This window comes from Arthrobacter sp. PAMC25564, assembly GCF_004798705.1.
In the GTDB taxonomy this organism is placed as follows: Bacteria; Actinomycetota; Actinomycetes; order Actinomycetales; family Micrococcaceae; genus Arthrobacter.
Genome location: NZ_CP039290.1, coordinates 3,673,328 through 3,694,361 on the forward strand (window position 1 = coordinate 3,673,328; position 21,034 = coordinate 3,694,361).

Annotated in this window: 15 protein-coding genes; 9 read left to right on the top strand and 6 right to left on the bottom strand. The window is 66.6% G+C overall.

What is annotated here, in order from left to right; all coding sequences use genetic code 11:
• Window position 1 precedes the first annotated feature (1 nt).
• The 5 genes from cobA (at window position 2) to E5206_RS17105 (ending at window position 4,501) form a co-directional block, all read left to right on the top strand.
• Window positions 2-1,036: a uroporphyrinogen-III C-methyltransferase gene (cobA, locus tag E5206_RS17085; RefSeq protein ID WP_136323531.1), complete on the top strand. Its 1,035-nt coding sequence runs from the start codon at window positions 2-4 to the stop codon at window positions 1,034-1,036.
• A gap of 52 nt (window positions 1,037-1,088) precedes the next feature.
• The gene (locus E5206_RS17090; protein WP_136324196.1) at window positions 1,089-2,225 is read left to right on the top strand and encodes a uroporphyrinogen-III synthase; all 1,137 of its coding nucleotides are present in this window, start codon (window positions 1,089-1,091) and stop codon (window positions 2,223-2,225) included.
• Window positions 2,226-2,472: 247 nt separating this feature from the next.
• Window positions 2,473-3,330, top strand: a complete 858-nt coding sequence (locus tag E5206_RS17095; RefSeq protein WP_136323532.1) for an FAD-dependent oxidoreductase — start codon at window positions 2,473-2,475, stop codon at window positions 3,328-3,330.
• Window positions 3,331-3,485: 155 nt separating this feature from the next.
• Window positions 3,486-4,223, top strand: coding sequence for a deoxyribose-phosphate aldolase (gene deoC, locus E5206_RS17100; protein ID WP_205759956.1), 738 nt, complete (start codon window positions 3,486-3,488; stop codon window positions 4,221-4,223).
• A gap of 53 nt (window positions 4,224-4,276) precedes the next feature.
• Complete coding sequence (locus E5206_RS17105) at window positions 4,277-4,501, top strand: hypothetical protein (protein ID WP_136323533.1); 225 nt, start codon at window positions 4,277-4,279, stop codon at window positions 4,499-4,501.
• Between the two features lie 107 nt (window positions 4,502-4,608).
• Here E5206_RS17105 and E5206_RS17110 read toward each other — a convergent pair whose 3' ends face one another.
• A complete protein-coding gene (locus E5206_RS17110; RefSeq protein ID WP_136324198.1) occupies window positions 4,609-5,436 on the bottom strand; it encodes a metal-dependent hydrolase in 828 nt (275 codons plus the stop codon).
• Entirely contained in the window at window positions 5,436-9,122 is a 3,687-nt protein-coding gene (mfd, locus tag E5206_RS17115) for a transcription-repair coupling factor (protein ID WP_136323534.1), read from the bottom strand. The genes E5206_RS17110 and mfd overlap by 1 nt, the downstream gene beginning before the upstream one ends.
• Window positions 9,123-9,369: 247 nt before the next feature.
• Here mfd and E5206_RS17120 point away from each other — a divergent pair, with 247 nt between their 5' ends.
• From E5206_RS17120 to E5206_RS19790, 3 genes are all read left to right on the top strand, one after another.
• Window positions 9,370-11,442, top strand: a complete 2,073-nt coding sequence (locus E5206_RS17120; RefSeq protein ID WP_205759957.1) for a DUF2505 family protein — start codon at window positions 9,370-9,372, stop codon at window positions 11,440-11,442.
• A gap of 4 nt (window positions 11,443-11,446) precedes the next feature.
• Entirely contained in the window at window positions 11,447-11,665 is a 219-nt protein-coding gene (locus tag E5206_RS17125; protein ID WP_136323535.1) for a hypothetical protein, read from the top strand.
• 660 nt (window positions 11,666-12,325) lie between these two features.
• Window positions 12,326-13,438: a hypothetical protein gene (locus E5206_RS19790; protein ID WP_136323536.1), complete on the top strand. Its 1,113-nt coding sequence runs from the start codon at window positions 12,326-12,328 to the stop codon at window positions 13,436-13,438.
• 111 nt (window positions 13,439-13,549) lie between these two features.
• Here the strand turns inward: E5206_RS19790 and E5206_RS17135 are convergent, their stop codons facing one another.
• The 3 genes from E5206_RS17135 to E5206_RS17145 all read right to left on the bottom strand — a co-directional run bounded on the left by E5206_RS17135 (window position 13,550) and on the right by E5206_RS17145 (window position 18,296).
• Entirely contained in the window at window positions 13,550-14,998 is a 1,449-nt protein-coding gene (locus E5206_RS17135) for a glycosyltransferase (RefSeq protein WP_136323537.1), read from the bottom strand.
• On the bottom strand, window positions 14,995-16,749 hold the full coding sequence (locus E5206_RS17140; protein WP_240689806.1) for a polysaccharide deacetylase family protein: 1,755 nt from the start codon (window positions 16,747-16,749) through the stop codon (window positions 14,995-14,997). Before E5206_RS17140 ends, E5206_RS17135 begins: the two co-directional genes overlap by 4 nt.
• 197 nt (window positions 16,750-16,946) lie before the next feature.
• Window positions 16,947-18,296, bottom strand: coding sequence for a polysaccharide deacetylase family protein (locus E5206_RS17145; protein WP_240689807.1), 1,350 nt, complete (start codon window positions 18,294-18,296; stop codon window positions 16,947-16,949).
• Between the two features lie 634 nt (window positions 18,297-18,930).
• Here E5206_RS17145 and E5206_RS17150 point away from each other — a divergent pair.
• Complete coding sequence (locus E5206_RS17150; RefSeq protein ID WP_240689808.1) at window positions 18,931-20,082, top strand: chitinase; 1,152 nt, start codon at window positions 18,931-18,933, stop codon at window positions 20,080-20,082.
• A gap of 15 nt (window positions 20,083-20,097) precedes the next feature.
• Here E5206_RS17150 and E5206_RS17155 read toward each other — a convergent pair whose 3' ends face one another.
• Window positions 20,098-20,718: a hypothetical protein gene (locus E5206_RS17155; RefSeq protein ID WP_240689809.1), complete on the bottom strand. Its 621-nt coding sequence runs from the start codon at window positions 20,716-20,718 to the stop codon at window positions 20,098-20,100.
• Window positions 20,719-21,034 lie beyond the last annotated feature (316 nt).

The following is a 21,034-nucleotide window of genomic DNA, read 5'->3' on the forward strand; positions in this document are numbered from 1 at the left end:
CATGCAGCTCAACATTGATCTCACCGGACGCGAAGTACTCGTCACCGGCGCCGACCACGCCGCCCGCCAGGCCGTCCGCCGATACGAGGCCGCCGGCGCCGTCGTCTCCCGGCTCAGCAGCCCGAGGGGCGCAGCGCAGGACGGCCCCCTGCCGGAACGGCCGTTCCTGGTGGCGGCGGTCGACGACGGCCAGCCCGGCTGGGAGGCCCTGCTGGAGCGCTGCCGTGAGACCGGCATCCCCGTCGCGGCCGAACCCGCCGCGGGACCGGACGGGCACGTCACCCTGGTGGGCGGCGGGCCCGGAACCACCGAACTGCTCACCATCGCGGCCATCAAGGCGTTGCGAGACGCCGACGTCGTCTTCTACGACCGGCTTGCCCCGTACCAGGAACTGCCCTCGCTGAGCACGGCGGAACTGGTGGATGTGGGCAAGCGCCCCGGCCACCACCCGGTGAGCCAGTCCGGGATCGAGGAGCTCATGGTGGCGGCGGCCCTGGCCGGCAAGAACGTGGTGCGGCTCAAGGGCGGGGACCCGTACGTCTTCGGCCGCGGCGGCGAGGAAGTGTCCGCCTGCGTGAAGGCGGGTGTGCCGGTCCGGGTGATTTCCGGCGTCACCAGTGCTATTTCCGTCCCGGCCGCCGCCGGGATCCCGGTGACGCACCGCGAGGTCAGCCACATGTTCACCGTGGTGTCCGGCCACGCCCCGCTGACCGAAAAGGAGCACCTGCACCTGGCCGGCCTCGGCGGGACAATCGTGGTCCTGATGGGCATCGGCACCTTGCACCAGCTGGCCGCCGGCCTGCGCCGGGCGGGCATGCGGACCGACATGCCGATGGCCGTCGTCGAGCGTGGCTACCGCCCCGGCCAGCGCACCACGATCGCCGAGCTCGGCACCATCACCACTGCGGCCGCGGACTGCAGCAACCCCGCGGTGCTGGTCATCGGCGACGTCGTCCGGGTGGCCGAGGCCAACCGGGGCTGCGCCGAGGCCGAAGCCGAGCTGGGCCGCCTGGCGGCGTCCCTGATGGGGGCGTGACACCGTGAGCCCGCTGCATACGCCGGCCGACACCACGGCGGCACTTCCTACGATTCCGCAGGATGGCCAGGCGCCCGAGGACGGCCCCGACAAGGCGGGCCTGCCGCTGGAGGGCTTCCGGATCGGCGTCACCTCACACCGGCGTTCCCAGGACCTGATCGAGGCCCTGGAACGGCGCGGCGCCGAGGTGCTGCACGCGCCGGCCCTGAAAATCGCCCCGGTACAGGAGGACCTGAGCCTGATCACGGACACCCGGGCCATCATCGCCGCCCGGCCGGACCTGTGCATTGCGACCACCGCCTACGGAATGCGCCGCTGGTGCGAAGCCGCGGACAGCTTCGGCATCGGCGAGGCGCTGCTGGAAACCCTCGGCGCCACCCGGATGTTCGTCCGGGGCCCCAAGGCCCGCGGCGCCGTCCGCGCGGCAGGCCTTGCCGACGTCGGGATCAGCAGCGACGAAACCACCGCGACCCTGGTGGACATGCTCCTTGCCGAAGGCGTCCGGGGCAAGACCATCGCGGTCCAGCTGCACGGCTACACGGACGTGCGCCAGCTCGAACGCCTGCGGATGTCCGGGGCCACCGTCCTGACGGTCACGCCGTACCGCTGGGTCAAGCCCGACGGCGCCGACCGGCTGCCGCGGCTGATCGAGGCGGCGTGCAGCGGCAACCTGGACGTCCTGACCTTCACCAGCGCCCCCGCCGTGGATGCGATGTGGAGCACTGCCCACGAGATGGGCGTGTACAAGGAGCTGGTACACGCCCTGAAGACCACCGTCGCCACCGCCGTCGTGGGGCCCATCACCGCCCAGCCGCTGATCGACGCCGGCCTGCAGCCGCTTATCCCGGAACGCTTCCGGATGGGGGCCCTGATCCGCCTGGTCTGCGAGCACCTGGCCCTCAACCACGTCCGCCGGCTGGACACCGTCTCGGGCACAGTGGAACTCCGCGGCCGCTCGCTTCGGATCAACGGCGAGGCAGTGGAGCTGGCCCCGGCCCCGCTGCTGCTGCTGCGTGCCCTGATGGGCGCCGGCGGCGCCGTACTGACCCGCGAGGCGCTTTCTGAGCTGTTGGAACTCCGCGGTTCGGTCCACGCGCTGGACATGACCGTCAGCCGTCTGCGGTCCTCGCTGCCGGACGGCCGGCTGGTGGAAACCGTGGTGAAGCGCGGCTACCGGATCCGGGTGTGACAGGGCGTGAACCGGCGGCTGCGCCCCACGCACCAGACACCAACGCGGAGTCACCTAGCGCCCATCCGGAGGGGTCCAATGGGCCGTAGGTGACCCCGCGTTGCTTTGTTACCAGCGGGTAAACACTGGCGAACGGGCAGCGCAGAAACGGCAACACCCGGGAAACACCCCCGAAAAGACGGGCGCCTACGCTGGGGTCCATCAAGCAGAACCGGCCACACCATCGGCCACCAGCGAAAGGACCACCATGTCCGCCACCAGCGTTACTCCCGATTCCCAGACCCGGCCCCGGATCGTCATTGCAGGTGCCGGTCCGACCGCCCAGGACCTCGTCCGCCAGCTCACCCGGACACCGTTCGCGGGCGGGATCACCGTGCTGAGCAACCGGGACGAGGCCCCCGCCGGACTCCTGGAGCTTGCCGCGCTTCCGCAGGTCTCGGTGCGGTTCGGCCAGCCGGCCAGCTACATCGATCCCGACGGCCGTTACGTGATCACCGCGGACGGCCTGGAATTCAGCTACGACCAGCTGGTCATCGCCACCGGATCCTCCCCGGCCCATGCACCGCTTGAAGGCTCCGGGCGTTGCCTGAGCTACGCCACGATCGATGACGCCCACCGGCTCGGCGACGCCGTCAAGGACATCACCCGGGTCCTCGGGCGGCGCCCGGTGGGCATCCTGGTGGGAACCGGCACCGCCGCGGGCCAGGCCGAAGCGGTGCTGCGCGCCCGCGGCGTCCGGCCCGTCCGCACGACGCTCCGGCCGGCCGCCGTCGTTCCCAACCTCGCCGGTTCCATGCTGCCGGCCGCGGGAATCGTGTTCGAGGACGGCTCCAGCGTGAACTGTGACCTGGTGGTCCTGGCCGAGGAACGGATTGCCCGGGACGCCCTCGCGGTCAGTGCCGGGCTGAGGACGGCATCCAGCGGCGGCATCGTGATCGGCAAGGACTTCCGCACCTCTGTTCCGGGCATCTGGGCGATCGGTGACGCGGCGGTGTTCGACGGCGTCCGGCTGGGACTCCTGGTGGCCTCCGCCTCCGCCGCCTCGGTCTGCGCTTCCCAGCTGCGCCAGGCGACCATGGCCGATGCCCTGTCCGAGGCCGCCTGAGGACCCGGCTGGCCGCCCGCCGGGACGCCGCCGCTGTGGCAAGATGGACATCTGACGAGCCACGATGACAGCGGTGCCGACGGGCCTTCAAGGCCCCCGAGGGACAACCCCAGAGGGACAACCCGGTCCTAAGGCCCGCCAGGAAAGGGACCACTATGAGCAACGAAGCCACCACCCCAGGCACGGCTGCCGCAAGCGCTGCCCCGGAAACTCCGGAAAGTGCAGGAACGATTGCCTCCTACATTGACCACACCCTGCTCAAGCCCGAGGCGAGCGAGGCCGAGATCCTCAGGGTCTGCGCCGAGGCTGCCGAGTACCGCTTCAAGTCCGTCTGCGTCAACCCGATCTGGGTCAAAACCGTCAAGAAGGCCCTCAAGGGATCCGGCGTCCTGACCTGTTCGGTGGTGGGCTTCCCGCTCGGTGCCACCCCCACGGACGTCAAGGAGTTCGAGGCCCGCGGCGCCGTCCTGGACGGCGCCGAAGAAGTCGACATGGTCATCAACATCGCCGCGGCCCGCGCGAATGACAAGGGAGCCCTCGTCGATGACATCACGGCCGTCGCCGAGGTCGTCCATGAAGGCGGCGCCATACTGAAGGTCATCATCGAAACGGCGCTGCTGGACGACGCCCAGAAAGTGCTGGCCTGCGAGGCCGCGGTGGAGGCAGGTGCTGATTTCGTGAAGACCTCCACCGGCTTCAACGGCGGCGGTGCCACTGCCGAGGACGTTGCCCTGATGCGCCGCGCGGTAGGCCCGGATCTGGGGGTCAAGGCGTCCGGCGGCGTGCGTTCCCTGGCCGATGCACAGGCTATGATTGCTGCTGGTGCAACACGTATTGGCGCCAGCTCCGGGATCGCGATCGTCAAGGGTGAACAGGGTTCGTCCGCGTACTGACACGATCCTGCAGCGGCCACAGTTTTGAGCCCCACGGGGCCGAGGAGGAACGAATGTCCAAGATCATCAGCAAGACCCCGCAGAACGAGAACAGCCTCGGCTCCAGCATCATCGTCTTCGTGCCGATGATGGTCCTCTTCCTCGGCGCCCTGTACTCGTTGTCCTTCGTGTCGCTTAGCAACCCGTGGCCGATGGCTCTCTGCCTGGGCCTGTTCGCCCTCGCGTTCTGGCTCCCGCAGACCATCCTTGGCCGTTCGGATTCGGCCGGCGAGAACTAAGGTCACCGCTTCTTAAGCGCCTGAAGCTCCGGATTCCCGGAGCTTCAGCTGTTTAACGGGTCGCGGCCGGAACAGGGACCCTCAACAGTGCCGCGGGCCCGGGGCGTTCAGCCGGGCAACCGGCCGACGAGGCTGTTCACGAGCGAGGCCCCGAGCGCCAGGACCCCCGGGAAATGTGCCTTGGCCAGGGCCAGCGCCGCCACACACATCCCGACCATGGCGTAGCCGCTGACGGGGATCAGGACGAGCCATTCCCGCCGTGAGCCGGCACGGCCCAGCAGCGGGATGGAAAACGCCCCGTTGGCCTTCCAGACGTCCTTAAGCAACGGCAGCTTGCGCAGGAACTTCGGCGGCTTGATCACGATCGGCCAGAGCAGCGGCACTCCCCCGGTGGTCACCATGTCCCCGATGATGTGCACCAGCACACCGGTGAGCATCGAGACCGGCAGCCACGTCCACTGGTGCGGCGCGAACCAGGTCACGAGCCCGGCCATGGTCAGGGCGAAGATCCAGTTGCTGATCCAGCCGTACTTCGGGAAGAGCTTCAGGGCCTTGGCGGCGATGTTGATCATGAACATGCACAGCAGCCCCGCGCCCACGGACAGCAGGCCCCACCCGGTCTGCAGCTGAAGCTGCCCGGCCATCGTCGCGAGCAACACGAAGAATGCCGCGCCGAGCACCGAATGGGTGCCCTGCCGGTGCCCGCCGGACGCGTTCTCGATCCCGATCGCGATCATGTTGGACAGCGGCGGCAGTGAGTGCGCAATGGTGCTGGAGCGGTGGTCCCAGTCGCACACCAGGGCCGTCCCCGCCGTCGCCATCCCGCCGATCAGGATCCCGGTGGGGTCCAGCGGATACCAGCCCAGCGCGTACGGCCCGGTGGAGGCAATGGCCACCCACGCTGCGGCTCCCGACGCGGCGTGGTGTCCACCCATCACGGCTGGCTCCTCGCGGCTTCCACAGCGGCGTCGGAGAAGATGTTGCGTATGACGCCGTTGGCCCATTCGAGGATCCCGGCGTCCTGCAGGTCCCGGCCGCCGATCTTCGCCGTCTTGGGCTTCGGGATCAGCACCGCGTCCAGGGCAGGCTTCGACTGCGAGCCGGGGTACATCCGGGCCAGCCGCATGAGCTTGGACTCCGGCAGTTGCGCCGGGGAGAACTTGATGAAGTTGCCCTGCAGGGCGATGTCGGACAGCCCGGCTTCGCGGGCGCCCACGCGGAAGCGGGCGACGTCGATCAGGTTCTTCGCGGGCAGCGGCAGCTCCCCGTAACGGTCCACGAGCTCGGCGAGGACCTCGTCGATCGCCTCGTAGGTGATGGCGCCCGCGAGCTTCCGGTACGCCTCGAGGCGCAGCCGTTCGCCGGGCACGTAGTCGTGCGGAAGGTGCGCGTTGACCGGCAGTTCGATCTTCATTTCGGCGGCCTTCTCCTCCGCCTCGCCGCGGTATTCCGCGACAGCCTCGCCGACCAGCCGGATGTAGAGGTCGAAGCCGACGCCCTGGATGTGGCCGGACTGCTCGCCGCCGAGCAGGTTCCCTGCGCCACGGATTTCGAGGTCCTTCATGGCCAGCTGCATGCCGGCGCCGAGCTCGTTGTGCGTGGCGACGGCTTTGAGGCGCTCCAGCGCCACCTCGCCCAGCGGTTTTTCGGAGGGGTACAGGAAGTAGGCGTAGGCGCGTTCCCGGCCGCGGCCCACCCGACCGCGGAGCTGGTGCAGCTGCGAGAGTCCGTACTTGTCCGCCCCGTCCACGATCAGCGTGTTGGCGTTGGAGATGTCAAGGCCGGTCTCGATAATGGTGGTGCAGACCAGCACGTCGAAGCGCTTCTCCCAGAAGTCGACGATGATCTGCTCGAGCCGGCTCTCGGACATCTGTCCGTGCGCCACCTCGACCCTGGCCTCCGGGACAAGCTCGCGGATCTTCGCGGCGGTGCGGTCGATGGTGGACACCCGGTTGTGGACGAAGAACACCTGGCCTTCGCGCATCAGCTCGCGGCGGATCGCCGCGGAAGTCTGCTTGTCCGTGTAGGGGCCCACGTAGGTCAGCACCGGGTGGCGCTCCTCCGGCGGGGTGGCCAGGGTGGAGGTCTCGCGGATGCCGGTCAGGGACATCTCCAGGGTCCGGGGAATCGGGGTGGCGCTCATGGCCAGGACGTCCACGTTGGTGCGCATCTTCTTCAGCGCCTCCTTGTGTTCGACGCCGAAGCGCTGCTCCTCGTCGACCACCACCAGGCCGAGGTCCTTGAACTCGAAGTCCTTGGACAGCAGCCGGTGGGTGCCGATCACGACGTCCACCGAGCCGTTCCTGACCCCCTCGACCGTCTCCTTGGTTTCCTTGGCTCCCTGGAAGCGGGACAGCGGCTTGACCACCAGGGGGAAGCCTGAGAACCGTTCGGTGAAAGTCTCGAAGTGCTGCTGGGCGAGCAGGGTGGTGGGCACGAGCACGGCGACCTGCTTGCCGTCCTGGACCGCCTTGAAGGCCGCCCGGACCGCGATCTCGGTCTTGCCGTAGCCCACATCGCCGGAGATCAGCCGGTCCATCGGGATCTCACGCTCCATGTCGGCCTTGACCTCGTTGATGGTGGTGAGCTGGTCCGGGGTCTCCACGTACGGGAAGGCCTCCTCCAGTTCGCGCTGCCACGGGGTATCGGGACCGAAGGCGTGGCCGCGGGAGGCCATCCGGGCCGAGTAGAGCCGGATCAGCTCGCCGGCGATTTCCTTGACGGCCTTCCGGGCCTTGGACTTGGTGCTGGCCCAGTCCGAGCCGCCCATCTTGCTCAGGGCCGGGGTGTCCCCGCCAACATAGCGGGTGACCTGGTCCAGCTGGTCGGTGGGCACGAAGAGCCGGTCGCCCGGGGCGCCGCGCTTGGACGGCGCATATTCCAGGACCAGGTATTCGCGCACGCCGTCCCCGCCACCTGCGACCTTGCGCTGGATCAGTTCGACGAAGCGTCCGATGCCGTGCTGTTCGTGCACCACCGAGTCACCGGCCACGAGCTGCAGCGGATCCACGGCGTTGCGCCGTTTGGACGGCATCCGGCGCATGTCCTTCGTGGAGCCCGCGGAGGTGCGGCCCAGGAGGTCCGCTTCGGTCAGGAGGCCGAGTTTGAGGCTGTCCAGGACAAAGCCCCGTCCGACGGCGGCGGTGGTCACCTCGATGATGCCGGCCTGGGGGTCCTTGTCGAGGCACTCCACCCGGGCGCAGGGGATGTCGTTGTCGTGGAAGAGTTCGGCGAGGCGCTGCGCCGGGCCCGGGCCCTCGGTGGCCACCACGATCCGCCATTGGTCCCGGACATGGGAACCGATGAACTCCATCATTTCGGCCACGTCGCCCTGGTAGCCGCGGGGTTCCTTGGCGTGCAGGTTGAGCACGTCGACGTCGGGCAGCAGCTCCTCGTCGGTGGCGAGCGAGCTGATGGACCACCATGAGACGCCGTGCGCGAGGGCCGCGGAACGGGTCTCGGTCAGCGAGCGGAAGCTCGCCGAGTGCAGGGCAGCCGAGGCCGCGGAGCCCAGGTCCGTGTTCAGGTCAAGGGGTGCGGTTCCGCCGTCCGAGGCCGTGGACCAGGCCGCCTCGAGGAATTCCTCGTTGGTTGCGGCGAGGTCATGGGCGCGGGTCCGCACCTTCTCCGGCTCGATCACGACGGCGATCGAGCCGCCCGGGAGCTGGTCCAGGAACGGAACCATCGAGTCCACCAGCACCGGGGCCAGGGATTCCATGCCTTCGACGGCGATCCCGCCGGCAATCTTCTCCAGCATGTCCGCGGCGGCCGGGAGCTGTGTTTTCAGCGTCGCGGCGCGGGACATAACGGCGGGGGTGATCAGGATTTCACGGCAGGGCGGGGCGTGCAGTTCGTTGGGGTGGTGTACGCCCGGTGCGGTCAGCGAGCGCTGGTCGGCGACGGCGAACCAGCGCATCTGGTCAACCTCGTCGCCGAAGAACTCGACCCGGACGGGGTGGTCCTCGGTGGGCGGGAAGACATCCAGCATTCCGCCGCGGACCGCGAATTCCCCGCGCCGTGTGACCATGTCCACCCGGGCGTAGGCGGCGTCGGCGAGGCTCCGGACGACGTCACCGAAGGGAACCTCCTGGCCGACCTTCAGCGCCACGGGCACCAGCTCGCCCAGCCCCGCCACGATCGGCTGGACGACGGCGCGCACGGGAGCCACAACAACACGCAGGGCGCCGCCGGACGAGGATTCGGGGTGGGCCAGCCGGCGCAGCACGGACAGCCGCCGGCCGACGGTGTCCGAGCGCGGCGAGAGCCGTTCATGCGGCAGGGTCTCCCAGCTGGGGAACTCGGCCACGGCGTCCGCCGGCAGGAAGGCGCGCAGGGCCGCGGTCAGGTCCTCGGCCTCCCGGCCAGTCGCGGTGACGGCCAGGACCACCGGTGACAGGCCGCCGCCGTCCGCGGTATTTTCCGCTGTTCTTTCGGCTGACGCCGCCACGCCGTCCGCCATTTCCGCCAGGAGTGCGGACCGCAGGCCTGCGGGAGCGCTGATCTGGTAATCCTCGCTGCGGCCGGCGAAACCGCGGGCGGCCTCGGCCTTGACGCGGGCGTAGTTCCGGTCTTCGGCGAGGACGCGGCGCAAACCGGTGAGAGAGGGGCCGTTGAGGCTCATGGCGGAAGCTCCTGAAGGGATCACGGGGATGCAGGCAACACGAATAGCCGAAATTCGCGAGAATCCCGGGTCTTCCAAGCCTACCGCGGGAGCCGGGACGGGCCCGCACCTGCCCGGTGCCGGGGCCGCGGGATTAGGCTGGCAGGACGTGCGGCCAGGCAAGGCCATCCACAACGGCTTCCGCCCCGAATGGTTTGCAGGCGCGTGTCCAGGCGGCTGCATACAACAGATGACAAGGAGCCCACCCATGAACGGCACCCGGGACAACGGAACCCCCACGCCTGCAGCCCCGAAGACGGTGCTTGTCACGGGCGCCACGGGCTACATCGGCGGGCGGCTGGTGCCCCGGCTGCTGGAGGCCGGCCACACGGTCAAGGTCCTCGTCCGGACCCCGGCCAAGATCGCCGGCGTGCCGTGGCTGGCGGATGTGGAAGTCATCCACGGCAGCCTCGACGACGGCGCCGCCCTGCGCGGGGCGCTGGACGGCGTCGACGTCCTCTATTACCTCGTCCACTCGATGGCGGCCGGGCCGGGATTCGAATCCAAGGAAAAGGCAATGGCCGGGATCGCCGCCACCGCGGCCACGGACGCCGGAGTCGGCAGGATCATCTACCTGGGCGGGCTGCACCCTGCCAATGCCGAATTGTCCACCCATATGCGGTCCCGCGAAGCCGTGGGCAAGATCTTCCTCGACGGGCCGGTGGACGCGGTCGTCTTCCAGGCCGGCGTCGTGATCGGCTCCGGCTCCGCGTCCTTCGAGATGATCCGGCACCTGGCCGAGACACTGCCGGTGATGCCCGCCCCCAACTGGGTGAAGAACCGGATCGAAGCCATCGCCGTCCGTGACGTGCTGCACTACCTCGTGGCCGCCGCCTCCCTGGACGGCACCATCAACCGCACCTTCGACATCGGCTGCCGCCAGGTCCTGACGTACGCGGAAATGATGAAGGAGTACGCCGCCGAGGCCGGCCTGCCGCGGCGGCTGGTGCTGGCGCTGCCGGTCCCGGCACCCAAACTTGCCGGCATGTGGGTAGCCCTGACCACACCCATCCCGCTGTCCATGTCGCTGCCGCTGGTGGAATCCCTCCAGCACGACGCCGTCTCACGGGAACATGACATCGATTCCTACATCCCCCTTCCGGAGGGCGGCCTCACCCCGTACCGGCGCGCGGTGGCCCTGGCCCTGGCCAAGGAGCGCGACGGGCAGGTGGAGACCACATGGGCCAGCGCCGGCGCCGACGCCGATCCCCTCCCCAGCGATCCCGACTGGGCCGGGCACCGGGTGTACCTGGACGAACGGAGCTACTCCAGCCCGGTGGACCTCAAACATGTCTGGACCATCATCGAGGGGATCGGCGGCCGCAACGGCTGGTACTCGCTGCCGCTGGCGTGGCGTGTGCGGGGTTGGCTGGACAAGCTCACCGGCGGCGCGGGGCTGCTGCGCGGCCGGCGGCACCCCCATCTGCTGGCCGAAGGCGAAGTGGTCGACTGGTGGCGGGTCGAGCGCGTCGACCGCGGCCGGCTGCTCCGGCTGCGGGCCGAGATGCGGGCCCCGGGCCGCGCCTGGCTGGAGCTCTCGGTGGAGCCGGACGGGACCGGCAGCCGCTACCGGCAGCGGGCCATCTTCTTCCCCAAAGGCCTGAGCGGGCGCCTCTACTGGCTTGCCGTGCTGCCGTTTCACAGCCTGATTTTCCCTGCCATGTCACGGAATATCACGGCCGCGGCCCGGGGCCTGCAGGAGCTCGAATCGGAGTCTGCCGGGCACACGCCGTACGATGTTTGGAGCCCGAATCGTCCAGCCACACCCCACGGAGGACCCCCAATGTCCCTGAGTGCATCCACCACCGTTCCGCACAGCGTTGACCGCGTCACCGCTGTTTTCGTCAACGAGGATTTCCTGCGCCACACAAGCGAACTCGTCGGCGGCACCCTTGAATCCTTCGCCGTCGACGGCGACACCGCCGGCGCGTTCAGCACCACCACGGTGCGCACGATCCCCACCACCCGCATGCCGGAAATCGCCCGGAAGTTCGTCGGCGAAAGCCTCAAGGTGACCCAGCTGGAAACCTGGGACGCCCCCGCGGCCGACGGTTCGCGGCAGAGCAAGATCTCCCTGAAAATCGGTGGAGCGCCCCTGGACGTCAGCGCCGTCCAGCGCCTCGTGTCCGACGGCGGCAGCACCCGGATCGAGCTGGAGGGCACCGTCACGTCCTCGGTTCCGTTCCTCGGCGGCAAGATCGCCGATGCGGCCGAGCCGATGGTGGGAAAGGCCCTGAACATCCAGTCCACGCAGGCCCAGGCCTGGCTCGAGAGCCACTAGCGGCATGGAACTGCCCGCCTTCCTGGCCGTCGTACTGATCGTCGCAGGCATCTGGTCCCTCGTTGTCTGGCCGCAGTTCCTGCGCCGGGTGATGAAGGACCCGCGGGCCCGCGATGCCGGCGGCAAAGCGACCAAATTCCTGACGGTCCACGTCATCCTCGTCAGCATCTCAATGGTGCTCGGAGCGGCCACGGCGGCCATCGGGATTGCAGGGCTCCTCTAGCCGGCGCGACTGCTCCTGCACCGCGAGTAGGTACCCGGCCAGGGTGAGTGGCTGGCGCCAATTAATGGAGTGCACAGCACGCTGTCCGGCGCCGCCAAACCGCCATTAAATGGTCCCATGGACATGAATGGGATGGAGCGGGTTTGGCATGGAAGCCACCGCCGGGACGGCAGGAAGAATTGGTCAATGTATTTCGCACTGGCCATGCTGGGCCTTATCTCCTGGGTCATTGTTACCTACCCGCATTAGCCAGGGATAAGTCCTGTCACAACTATTTACCGCCCCGGTCGAAAAACTCTTCGACCGGGGTTTTCTTCGTTTTCCGGGCCGGCGGCCGGGCAGGCACCGGCAGCGCCTCGAGACGTCGCTCCGAGGCGTGAGAAATATCACGTGGCACCGCGGAGAGCGCCTCGGCGTGGCGCACGGGGGTGGAGCTCCATGTATGGTTGAGCCTGCACGAATTGGTCTCTGCGTGCCATGATGTCCAGCCGGCCGCTCCGGGGGGAGCATGCCGGCATGGCTGACCGGCTTCATTTAGCCGGATAACCCACCGACAGACCGTGCGTCACTGGCGTGGTCTCATCGTGGCCGAACTTCAGCATGCCGTCACTGGCTCAATGCTGTCTTTTTCCATGTCCCCAACAGAATATGCACCCATCAATGAAACAATTGAGTACAACCCTTATGGCCGTGTTTGTCCTCCTGATCGGCGGACTGGCTACCGGCTGCGCAGCCTCGTCCACACCGGAGGCTGTGGCCTGCCATTCCGATGGCAACACCGCCAACTGCCAGACTCCTACCAAGAGCCAGCCCCCCAGCACCAAGGGGTCGTACGGGACTGCCACCCCGGCACCGACGGCGGCGCCGTCGTCCGCTGCCGCCTCGGCGGCGCCGGTCGCGTCAGCACCGGCTAAGGGCACCGTTGCCCCGCCGGTTGCGCCCGCGGATTCTGTAAAGGCTGCGAAGCCGGCCCCGGCACCCGTAGCCCCCGCACCCGTAGCCCCCGCCCCCAGCGCCTACCCCACGCACACCAATATCGTCAGCACGACGTTCTGGGTGGGCGAGATCTTCAACGCCAACCTGGCCGACGGATCCCAGGTCTGCTCCACCTATAACGGGCAGTGGGCCCTTCAGCACACCGGGGTCAACCTGGGCACCACCCCCTCATCGGCTTCCGGCTGCCCGGGCAGCGTCTACGGCGGTTGCGACGGTGTCAGTTCCGGTACCGGCAGCAACTTCACCTGCTCGACCGAAGCCCGCGACGCCTCCAACGGGTACTTCCCGAAGAATCAGCCCACCCCCAAGGAGAACCCGTTCTACCTGGATCTGCCGTACGACGACGTCAATGACAGCGCTGCCTTCCAGCAGCGCTGCCAGGTCATCCCCTGGGCCGCTGCGGACAACGCCGCCACCGGCGTCAACCACTGCGCGGATCCCAGCTACAGCTACATGAAGAACCACTGGGTGAAGCTCAGCGGCCCCAACGGAAACGTTTGCTACGGCCAGATCGAGGACGCCGGCCCGTCAAGCGGCACCGCGTATCACGATGCCGCATACGTCTTCGGCTCGACCAACCTCCGTCCGGCCAACACCAATTTCTCGGCCGACGCGGCCCAGGGTGCCGGAATGGACGTCTCCCCCGCGCTGAACGGCTGCCTCGGGTTCGCCGAGCTGGACGGCAGCGGCGACCACGTCTCCTGGTCCTTCGTGGACCGCGCCAACGTGCCGGCCGGACCGTGGCTCACGGTTCAAACCACCTCCGGCGTGAGCTAGCACACCTCGGGACACAGCACGGCGGATCATCGCCGGGCTGCACCCGGCAGCACCCCCGCCACATCATCATTGCGGCGGGGGTGCTTTCGGCTTTTCTGCCCGACCGGGCAGCTAACGGCTGAATCCCGCGCCCGGACCCGCTGGGCTCGGGAGCGCTTCGAGGCCCGGATGGTGAGGCTCGTTCTGGGCCCGGCGGGTCGGACTGGTCCAGACTCCCGTTGAGGCCGCCGAGAATGCCCGAGGCAGGACCAACAAGCAGATTCCCGCATCGAGAATCCGCATGAACGGGAACAACGGTGCCATCAACAGTATGGACGGCCGGCGCAGGGACACCGCGGCGATGATCGTCAGGAGCAGGTCCGGCAGGAAGACTCCGAGCAGGAGGTCCTGAGGGCGTAGCAGCCCTGCCACGCCGATCATCTCGGGGGATGCGTTTCCGAGCTGCAACTGCACCGCCGCCATGACCGAGAGCAGGAATACCGGGATGAGCAACACCAGGAATATGCAACTGAGCACGAGCTCTACCATGTAGATCACGAGCACCAGCCAAAACTTGCCGGCCTGGATCCTGTGGCGCCGTACCGTCTGCCAAAATCCGAGGGACCAGCGCCACACCTGCTTGATGTAGTCGTGGAGCGTGTCCGGATCCTGGGTGTAGGCCACGGCGGCCGAGGGATGAAAGGCGATCCTGCCCAGCTTCTTCGCATGCAGCTCGAATGTCATGTTGAAATCCTCGATAACCAGTCCGGGCGCCCGCACGTCAACCTTTTCGAGGGCGCTGGTCCGATACATGCTGGCAAAGCCCGGTACGATCGACACGACATTTGCGCCCCTCGCAGCCTGACCGTACTTGAGCAGCAACTGCACCACGATGTACAGCCGCTCGCGGTACGCCACCAGGAAGCGGCCAAGCACACTGGGTGTCGTCGGGGTCATGATGGACCTGGCCCGGCCCGCTACGGCGACCACCTCGGGGTCGGAGAACAGCGGCAGCCCGGTCTCGAGGTAGTCCGGGGCCGGACGGGTGTCCGCGTCCAGCAGCATCACCACCTTGAACTTCTGGCACAGGCCGAAGTAGGCGATCCCCGCAGCCAATGCCCCGGCCTTGCCACGGTTCGTCTCGAGTTCGAGCACTTTCACGCCCGCCCTCCGCGCGATTGTCGCGGTATCGTCCGAGGACATGTCCGACACGACATGGATGTTCCCCCGGGGGACCAGGACAGCGGCGGTCCGAATGGTTTCGCTGATCACGAGCGCTTCATTGTGGGCCGCAATCAGGACCGCGACATTGGCGGGCAGCACTCGGACGGGCTTGGCCTTGCGACGGCCATGGTCCCGCAGCATCCTGGCGGCGAGCCCGTTGCTGGGAAGGGACGGGAACCGGCTTGTTCCGGAGCCGAACCAGTCGCCCGCCAGCCAGCGCCGCCCCCCTGCCAGGCCGCGGGCCGGCAACGCTGCCCTGTGCCGTTCATATCCTTCGCACGCGACTCTCATCAATCCGATAAGTGTCCAGAAGATCGTGCTTATACCGAGAACCAGAATCATGTAGACGAGAATCACAGCGCCGGCGCTCCTACCGTGTCGTAAATTGCATAATCATCGGTCGTGAGAGTGCCGATGCTGAAGAGATTCAGGCCGAAGCTGATTGCCGACGCACCCGCCGGAAGGACCGGCGTCGTGAAGCTTGCCTGCGTATAGCTGCTGGCGGTACCCAGCCAGGGACTGGACGTCCAGTAGACCCAGGTCCCGGATGCGTTGCGGTAGTACACCGCGAATTGAGTGACGGCCGTTGACATGTACCAGGCGCGGAGCGAATACGTGTGACCCGCAATCGCCGGCGGGGCGCAGGAACCGCTGTCCATGGTCTGGAGCAGCTTGGCATCCCCGCTGCTGTAGGCGCTGACGGCCAGGCGCGCGGCGGCGGTGCCGGAATGAGCGGCGGTGACGGTGCTGAACGCAGCGGTATTGGTGCCGTAGCCTGCGGTCTGCCAGCACTGGGGCGTGGATGCGCCAGCGGTTTCGAGGCCGGCATTCTGCACCAGATTTGTACCCGCGGGCGGCGGAGCCGGTGCCGGGGCGTTGGCGGTGTCGATCATTTCGTAGTCGTCAGTGGTCAACGTTCCGTTGCTGAACAGGTTCAGCCCAAAGCTGATCCCGCTCGCACCCGCGGGGAGGGCAGGCGTCGTCCAGCTTGCCTTCTGGAAGGTGGTGGCGGCCGCGAACCAGGGACTCGATGTCCAGTAGACCCACGAACCGACGCCGGTCCGGTAATAAAGGGCAAACTGTGTGTTCGCCGTCGATTTGTACCACGCACCGAGGTTGTAGCTGTGGCCGGCTGTCGCCACGGGTGAACACCCGCCAAGGTCCAGGGAGGGCAGGAACTTTGCGTCGCCATTGGCGTAGTTGGTCACGACGAGGCGTTCGGCCATACTTCCAGTATGGCCCGGGCTGACCGTGCTGAAGGCGGCGGTGTTTGTTCCGTAGCCGCCTGCCTGCCAGCACTGGGGCGCTCCGTTGGCGAGAGTCTCCAGGCTGGGATTCTTAACCAGGTTTCCACCCGTTGCCTGCGGCGGTACCGCGGGCCCGGAGACGACGGCTTTCACGGTTCCGCCGATGACCTGATCCACGGTTTTCACTGTTGTCGTGGCGGGCCTGGCCTTGAGCCAGGTCACGAACTGCGTCAGCAGATTCGGCGTGATGTTCAGCGGGTCCGTGCTGGAGGCCGCGACGTGGTGAAACGTCAGCTGCACCCACCCTCCGCCAGCCTCGGCCTGGGTGACCGACTTCTGCAGGTCGGCCAAGGTCCAGGAGGAGTCCTCTTCATCCGGGGCAGCCGTGTTGTAGGGGTTCGCGGGAGGAATCGCCTCGGCGAGCGGGCAGCCGGCACAACTGAATCGGGTCCTGATATCGCCCAGACCGCGTGCGCTGTTGTAGCCGCAGTTCTTCACAATGCCTTGAATCGTAGCGTTCTCGGCCGCGAAGGGATAGGCAAAATTCGTGACCCGGAACCCCCAATTGCTCAGGTTGACGCGGTCATTGCAAATCTGCCGCGTGGCTTCATCCGTGGTCAGTGTTGTCAGATCCGGGTGGGTCACGGTGTGCCCGGCGATCTCGTGCCCGGCGGCCGCCAAGGCCTGGAGATTGGCGAGTGTCATGTAGTTGGGGGTGCCAACAGCTCCTGAGGGGATGAAGAAGGTGCCTTTCAGCCCGTTGTTGTTCAGAATCTGGGCGGCGTTGAGCTGGTCCGCGTTCCCGTCGTCAAAAGTCAGGGTCACGACGGTTGGCGCTGCCGCCTGTGCCGGGGATGCCATGCCGGCGAGACCTGCGACCGTGAGGGCGAGGACCCCCAACGCCGTGACGAGCTTCGACCAGAATCTGCTGCCGGACGATCTCGGGGGAGAATCAGTTTGGACGGACGAACTCGTTCTTTCGATCGCATTCATGGGTACCACTCGATTCCTTATGTTCCAGCCCGGAGCGCGCGGAAGTGCACACGGGCTGACTTGACTCAGGGCTTGCCGGCGTCCAACATCTCGTAGTCGTCGGTGGCGAGCGCTCCGTTGCTGAAAAGGTTGAGACCGAAGCTGATGCCGACGGCGTCGGCCGGCACCGCTGGCGTTGTCCACCGGGCCTGTTGGTAGTCAGACGCGGCGGTAAACCATGGGCTGGCTGTCCAGTAGGTCCAGATGCCAACCTTGTTTCGGTAATACAGTTCGAACTGTGTCGGGGCCGTGGAGGTGTACCAGGCACCGAGCGAGTAGGCGTGTCCGGCTTCGACGCTTGGTGAGCACTCGCCGAGGTCAAGGGTGGGCAGCAGCTTGGCGTCCCCGGATCTGTAGCCGCTGATATCGAGGCGCCTGGCGATCGTGCCGCCATGCCCCGGGGTGACGGTGGCGAGCACGTGGTCATTTTCGCCGTAGGATCCAAGCTGCCAGCACTGCGGCAGCCCGTACCTTCCTGCAGTCTCCAGCCCGGGATTCTTGAGGGCGTTGACACCAGCCGGAGCCGGGGGTGCCGAGGGGCCGGCGACGGCGGGCTTCACAGTGCCTCCGATCACCTCGTGGACCGTGCGGACAGCCGTCGAGTTAGCATCGCCGCGCGGTGCCAGCCAGCCGACGAAGTCTTGAAAGAGCTTCGGACTTATGGATTGCGGGGCGCCGGAATCGTCGATGTCGTCGAACACCAGCTGCAGCCATCCGCCATGCTCCTCTGCGGCGGTCACCACCTGCTGCAGATCAGTGAGCTTCCAGGTGCTGCCGATCTCGACGGCGGCACGCGTTCGGAACGGGTCAGCCGGCCGCACCTTTTCGGCGACGTCGCAATCGGCGCAGCCGAAGGGGCTTCGGATATCAGCGCTGCTCCTTGCGCTGTTGTAACCACAGGCGGCCACTTGACTCGCCGCCTGTGGCGTTACGGCGGCAAAGGGATAGGCAAAAGAAACGACGTTGAAGCCAAGATCCATCAAATTACTGCGGTCGGCGCAGACCTGCCGCGCGGCTTCATCGCCCACGACAACACTCAGGTCTGCAAGCGTCACTGTATGTCCGCCAATTTCGTTTCCGTCGGCCACCAGAGTATGAAGGTTCTCGACGCCCATGAATCCCGGAGCCCCGAGAAACCCGGAATTGACGAAGAACGTACCGCGCATCCCGTGCTTCTTGAGCGCCTCTGCGGCAACAAGCTGGCTGGAACGGCCGCTGTCAAAGGTGAGGCTGACGGTAGTCAGGGCCGGTCCGCCGGCTGCCGGCGTACCGGATTGCACCGCCTTAACTGACGGCGACGCCGTCTCGCCTTTGGGCGCCAGGAGCGCAGAACCGGTCAGGACGGCGAGGGCAACCAGGCCGGAGAGTGCCCACACCGCAGTAACTTTGTGCCGCTTGCCGACGTTGTCTGCGGGCCGTCCAGCAGCCCCGCCTGGTGGCTTCCCCCTCGTGGAACCATTCGTCATGACAGATGCCCCTCTCATCGTGCTGACCCGTCCATCCGGCTGATCGGGAGAACTCCCGGTCAACGGCGACTCAGCATTTCCCCGTCTGGAGAGGGCGGCGACGGCTGGGGTGAAGTCCCGGTCCCGATGGTTTGCCCGTCACCAGTCCATACCATTGGCCCTGGTCCGAGGAGCCAAGGGGACCCGTTGAAAGGGACGTCCGCGGACTGGCGATGGGAAGATTGGCGCGCGGCCCATCCTGCGTATCCATTCCCATAGCGAGACCTGCTTCTCCCCCATTTGGCTTCAACCGACATCCAAAGCCTAAAGAGCGGGTTACCCGAGGGCACGAGTGGCTTCTACCCGTCTTTCGTGGGAACAGCCTCCGAGTTTCGTGTACAGCACCTAGGTACTGGAGGATCACTACTCGGCCCGCACAAACCGCCACTCGCACGGCGACCGGCACCGGCGAACACTGACAATCAGGAGGCGCCTCAGCCCATGTGTGCCGAGGTCGTGGTGAAATGGTGTATTCGTAGTACCGCAGATGGGACAAAGAGGTCGAATGACAGCGCACGGCGACGTTGATCCGGACGCGGATCCGCTCACGCCCCCGCTGCAGACGGCGCGTCGGACCGGCCGGCGAAAGCGGTCCAAGGGGCAGCCGCTCAGGCGCGGAGCCGCCGCTGCATCAATTGTTCTCACCTTGGCGGCTACGCTGTTCCTGGTGTCAAAATTCGGTGTTGAGCGCGGCATTGCGAACCCGACGTGGTTTGCCGGCTACGTCGATGTCACCGTCGCGCCCGCTTACAACTTCGAGACCGCGACGGTGAAGGATATCGTCCTGGCATTCGTGGTCGCTTCGCCCCAAAATCCCTGCACTCCCAGCTGGGGCACTCTCTACAGCCTCGATGAGGCCGCCCAATCGCTGGATCTGGACAACCGGCTCAAGTCGCTGAAGTCCCGGGGCGGCACGGTAGGGATCTCGTTTGGAGGCGCGCTCAACCTGGAGCTTGCGAATTCCTGCCTGGATGATTCGTGGCTGCAGTCCGCCTACCGGCAAGTCATCGACCGCTATGATCCGGTCGCCCTCGATTTCGATGTGGAGGGCGACAACCTGCTGGACACGGCTGCCGGGGAACGCAGGGCGAAAGCCATCGGAGAGCTGCAACGGGAGCGTGCTTCCTCGGATAGGAAGCTCGACGTCTGGCTGACCCTTCCGGCGTCGCCGCGGGGCCTGACGGATGCGGGCATCACCGCCGTCGACCAGATGCTCGACGCCGGCGTGCAGCTCTCGGGCGTAAACGTCATGACCATGAACTACGGGGAGAGCCGCCGATCCTCCCAAAGCATGCTGGAAGCTTCAATATCCGCCGCCACATCCGCGCACGACCAGCTCAGCATCGTCTACCAGAGAGCAGGAATCAACCTGGGCAGCGAGGAGCTCTGGGAAAAGCTGGGGCTCACCCCGATGATCGGTCAGAACGATCTTCCCGGCGAGGTCTTTGACCTTTCCGCAGCCCAGGGACTCCGTGACTTTGCAGTTCAGAAAGGGATCCAGCGGCTGTCAATGTGGTCGCTGAACCGGGACGTGGCATGTCCGGGCGGAGCGGGCCCGGATACTGTCAGCCACGTCTGCAGCGGCGTCAGCCAACAGGCCGGGCAGTTCTCGGATCTCCTCGGCGGCAGCTTGAAGGGGCGGATGGGACAGCGCTGACCGGTCCGGGGCGGCCTACTGGACCGGGCGCTGGGTCTCCAGCTTCAACCACGGGCCGGCAGGCACATCCTTGCGGTCGACGAACTGCCAGTCCACCTTGTCGTTCTCCCCGTCTAATTCCTTGAAGCCCAGGCAACCGTTGAGCGCGGGTGAGACGTCCATCCCGGCTCCGTTGAATTCCTTGTTCTTGGGCCGGGCGTCGTCGTTTCCAAAAACGTATGCCTTGTCCTCGTACTGACCGGGACCGGCGTCTTCAATCTGGCCATAACATTCCTTGCCGTTCATCCGGATCTTCACCCACCGGTTCTTCATGTAGCTGACCCTCAAGTTGGCAGATTGGCCGGCAAGGGTCGCATCCTTGGCCCAGGGGATGACCGCGGCCCGTTCGGAGAAAGCGACTCTATTGTTGATGTCGTCATAGGGCAGATCCAAATAGAAGGGGTTTTCCTTGGGCGTCATGCTGCTGGGGAAATAGTCGTTCGAACTTGTCCTGGCCTCCGTCTCGCAACCGTTTTTCACCACCCCGTCGCACCCTCCGTAACTTTGCATCCATTGGCTGTCGTAAGTGGACGTCACCTGGCTGCCGTCCTCCGCGTTGGGGTCGAAGATTTCTCCCACCCAGAAGGTCGTCGCCACGATACCCGTGTGCCACGGGTATCCTGCCTGCGTCGAGGGAGTGGGTTCCGGTTGGGGCCCCGAGCAGGACACCGTCAAGAATCCCACAAGGCCTACTATGACGAATCGCTTGAACAGGGATTCCTTGGACCGCTCTCTTGATTGCTTCACTGTGTTCCGCCCAGACTGTCGATTGCCAATAGAACGCTGCTGCAACGTCGGGCGGCCGTGCCCCCGGAAAAGCAGCTCCGGATGCACGGCCGTCCGCCTGCAAATTGTTGAACCTTGCTGTACTGGATGAGGACAGCTTATGGAAATTCGCGTTGTTGCGATAGAA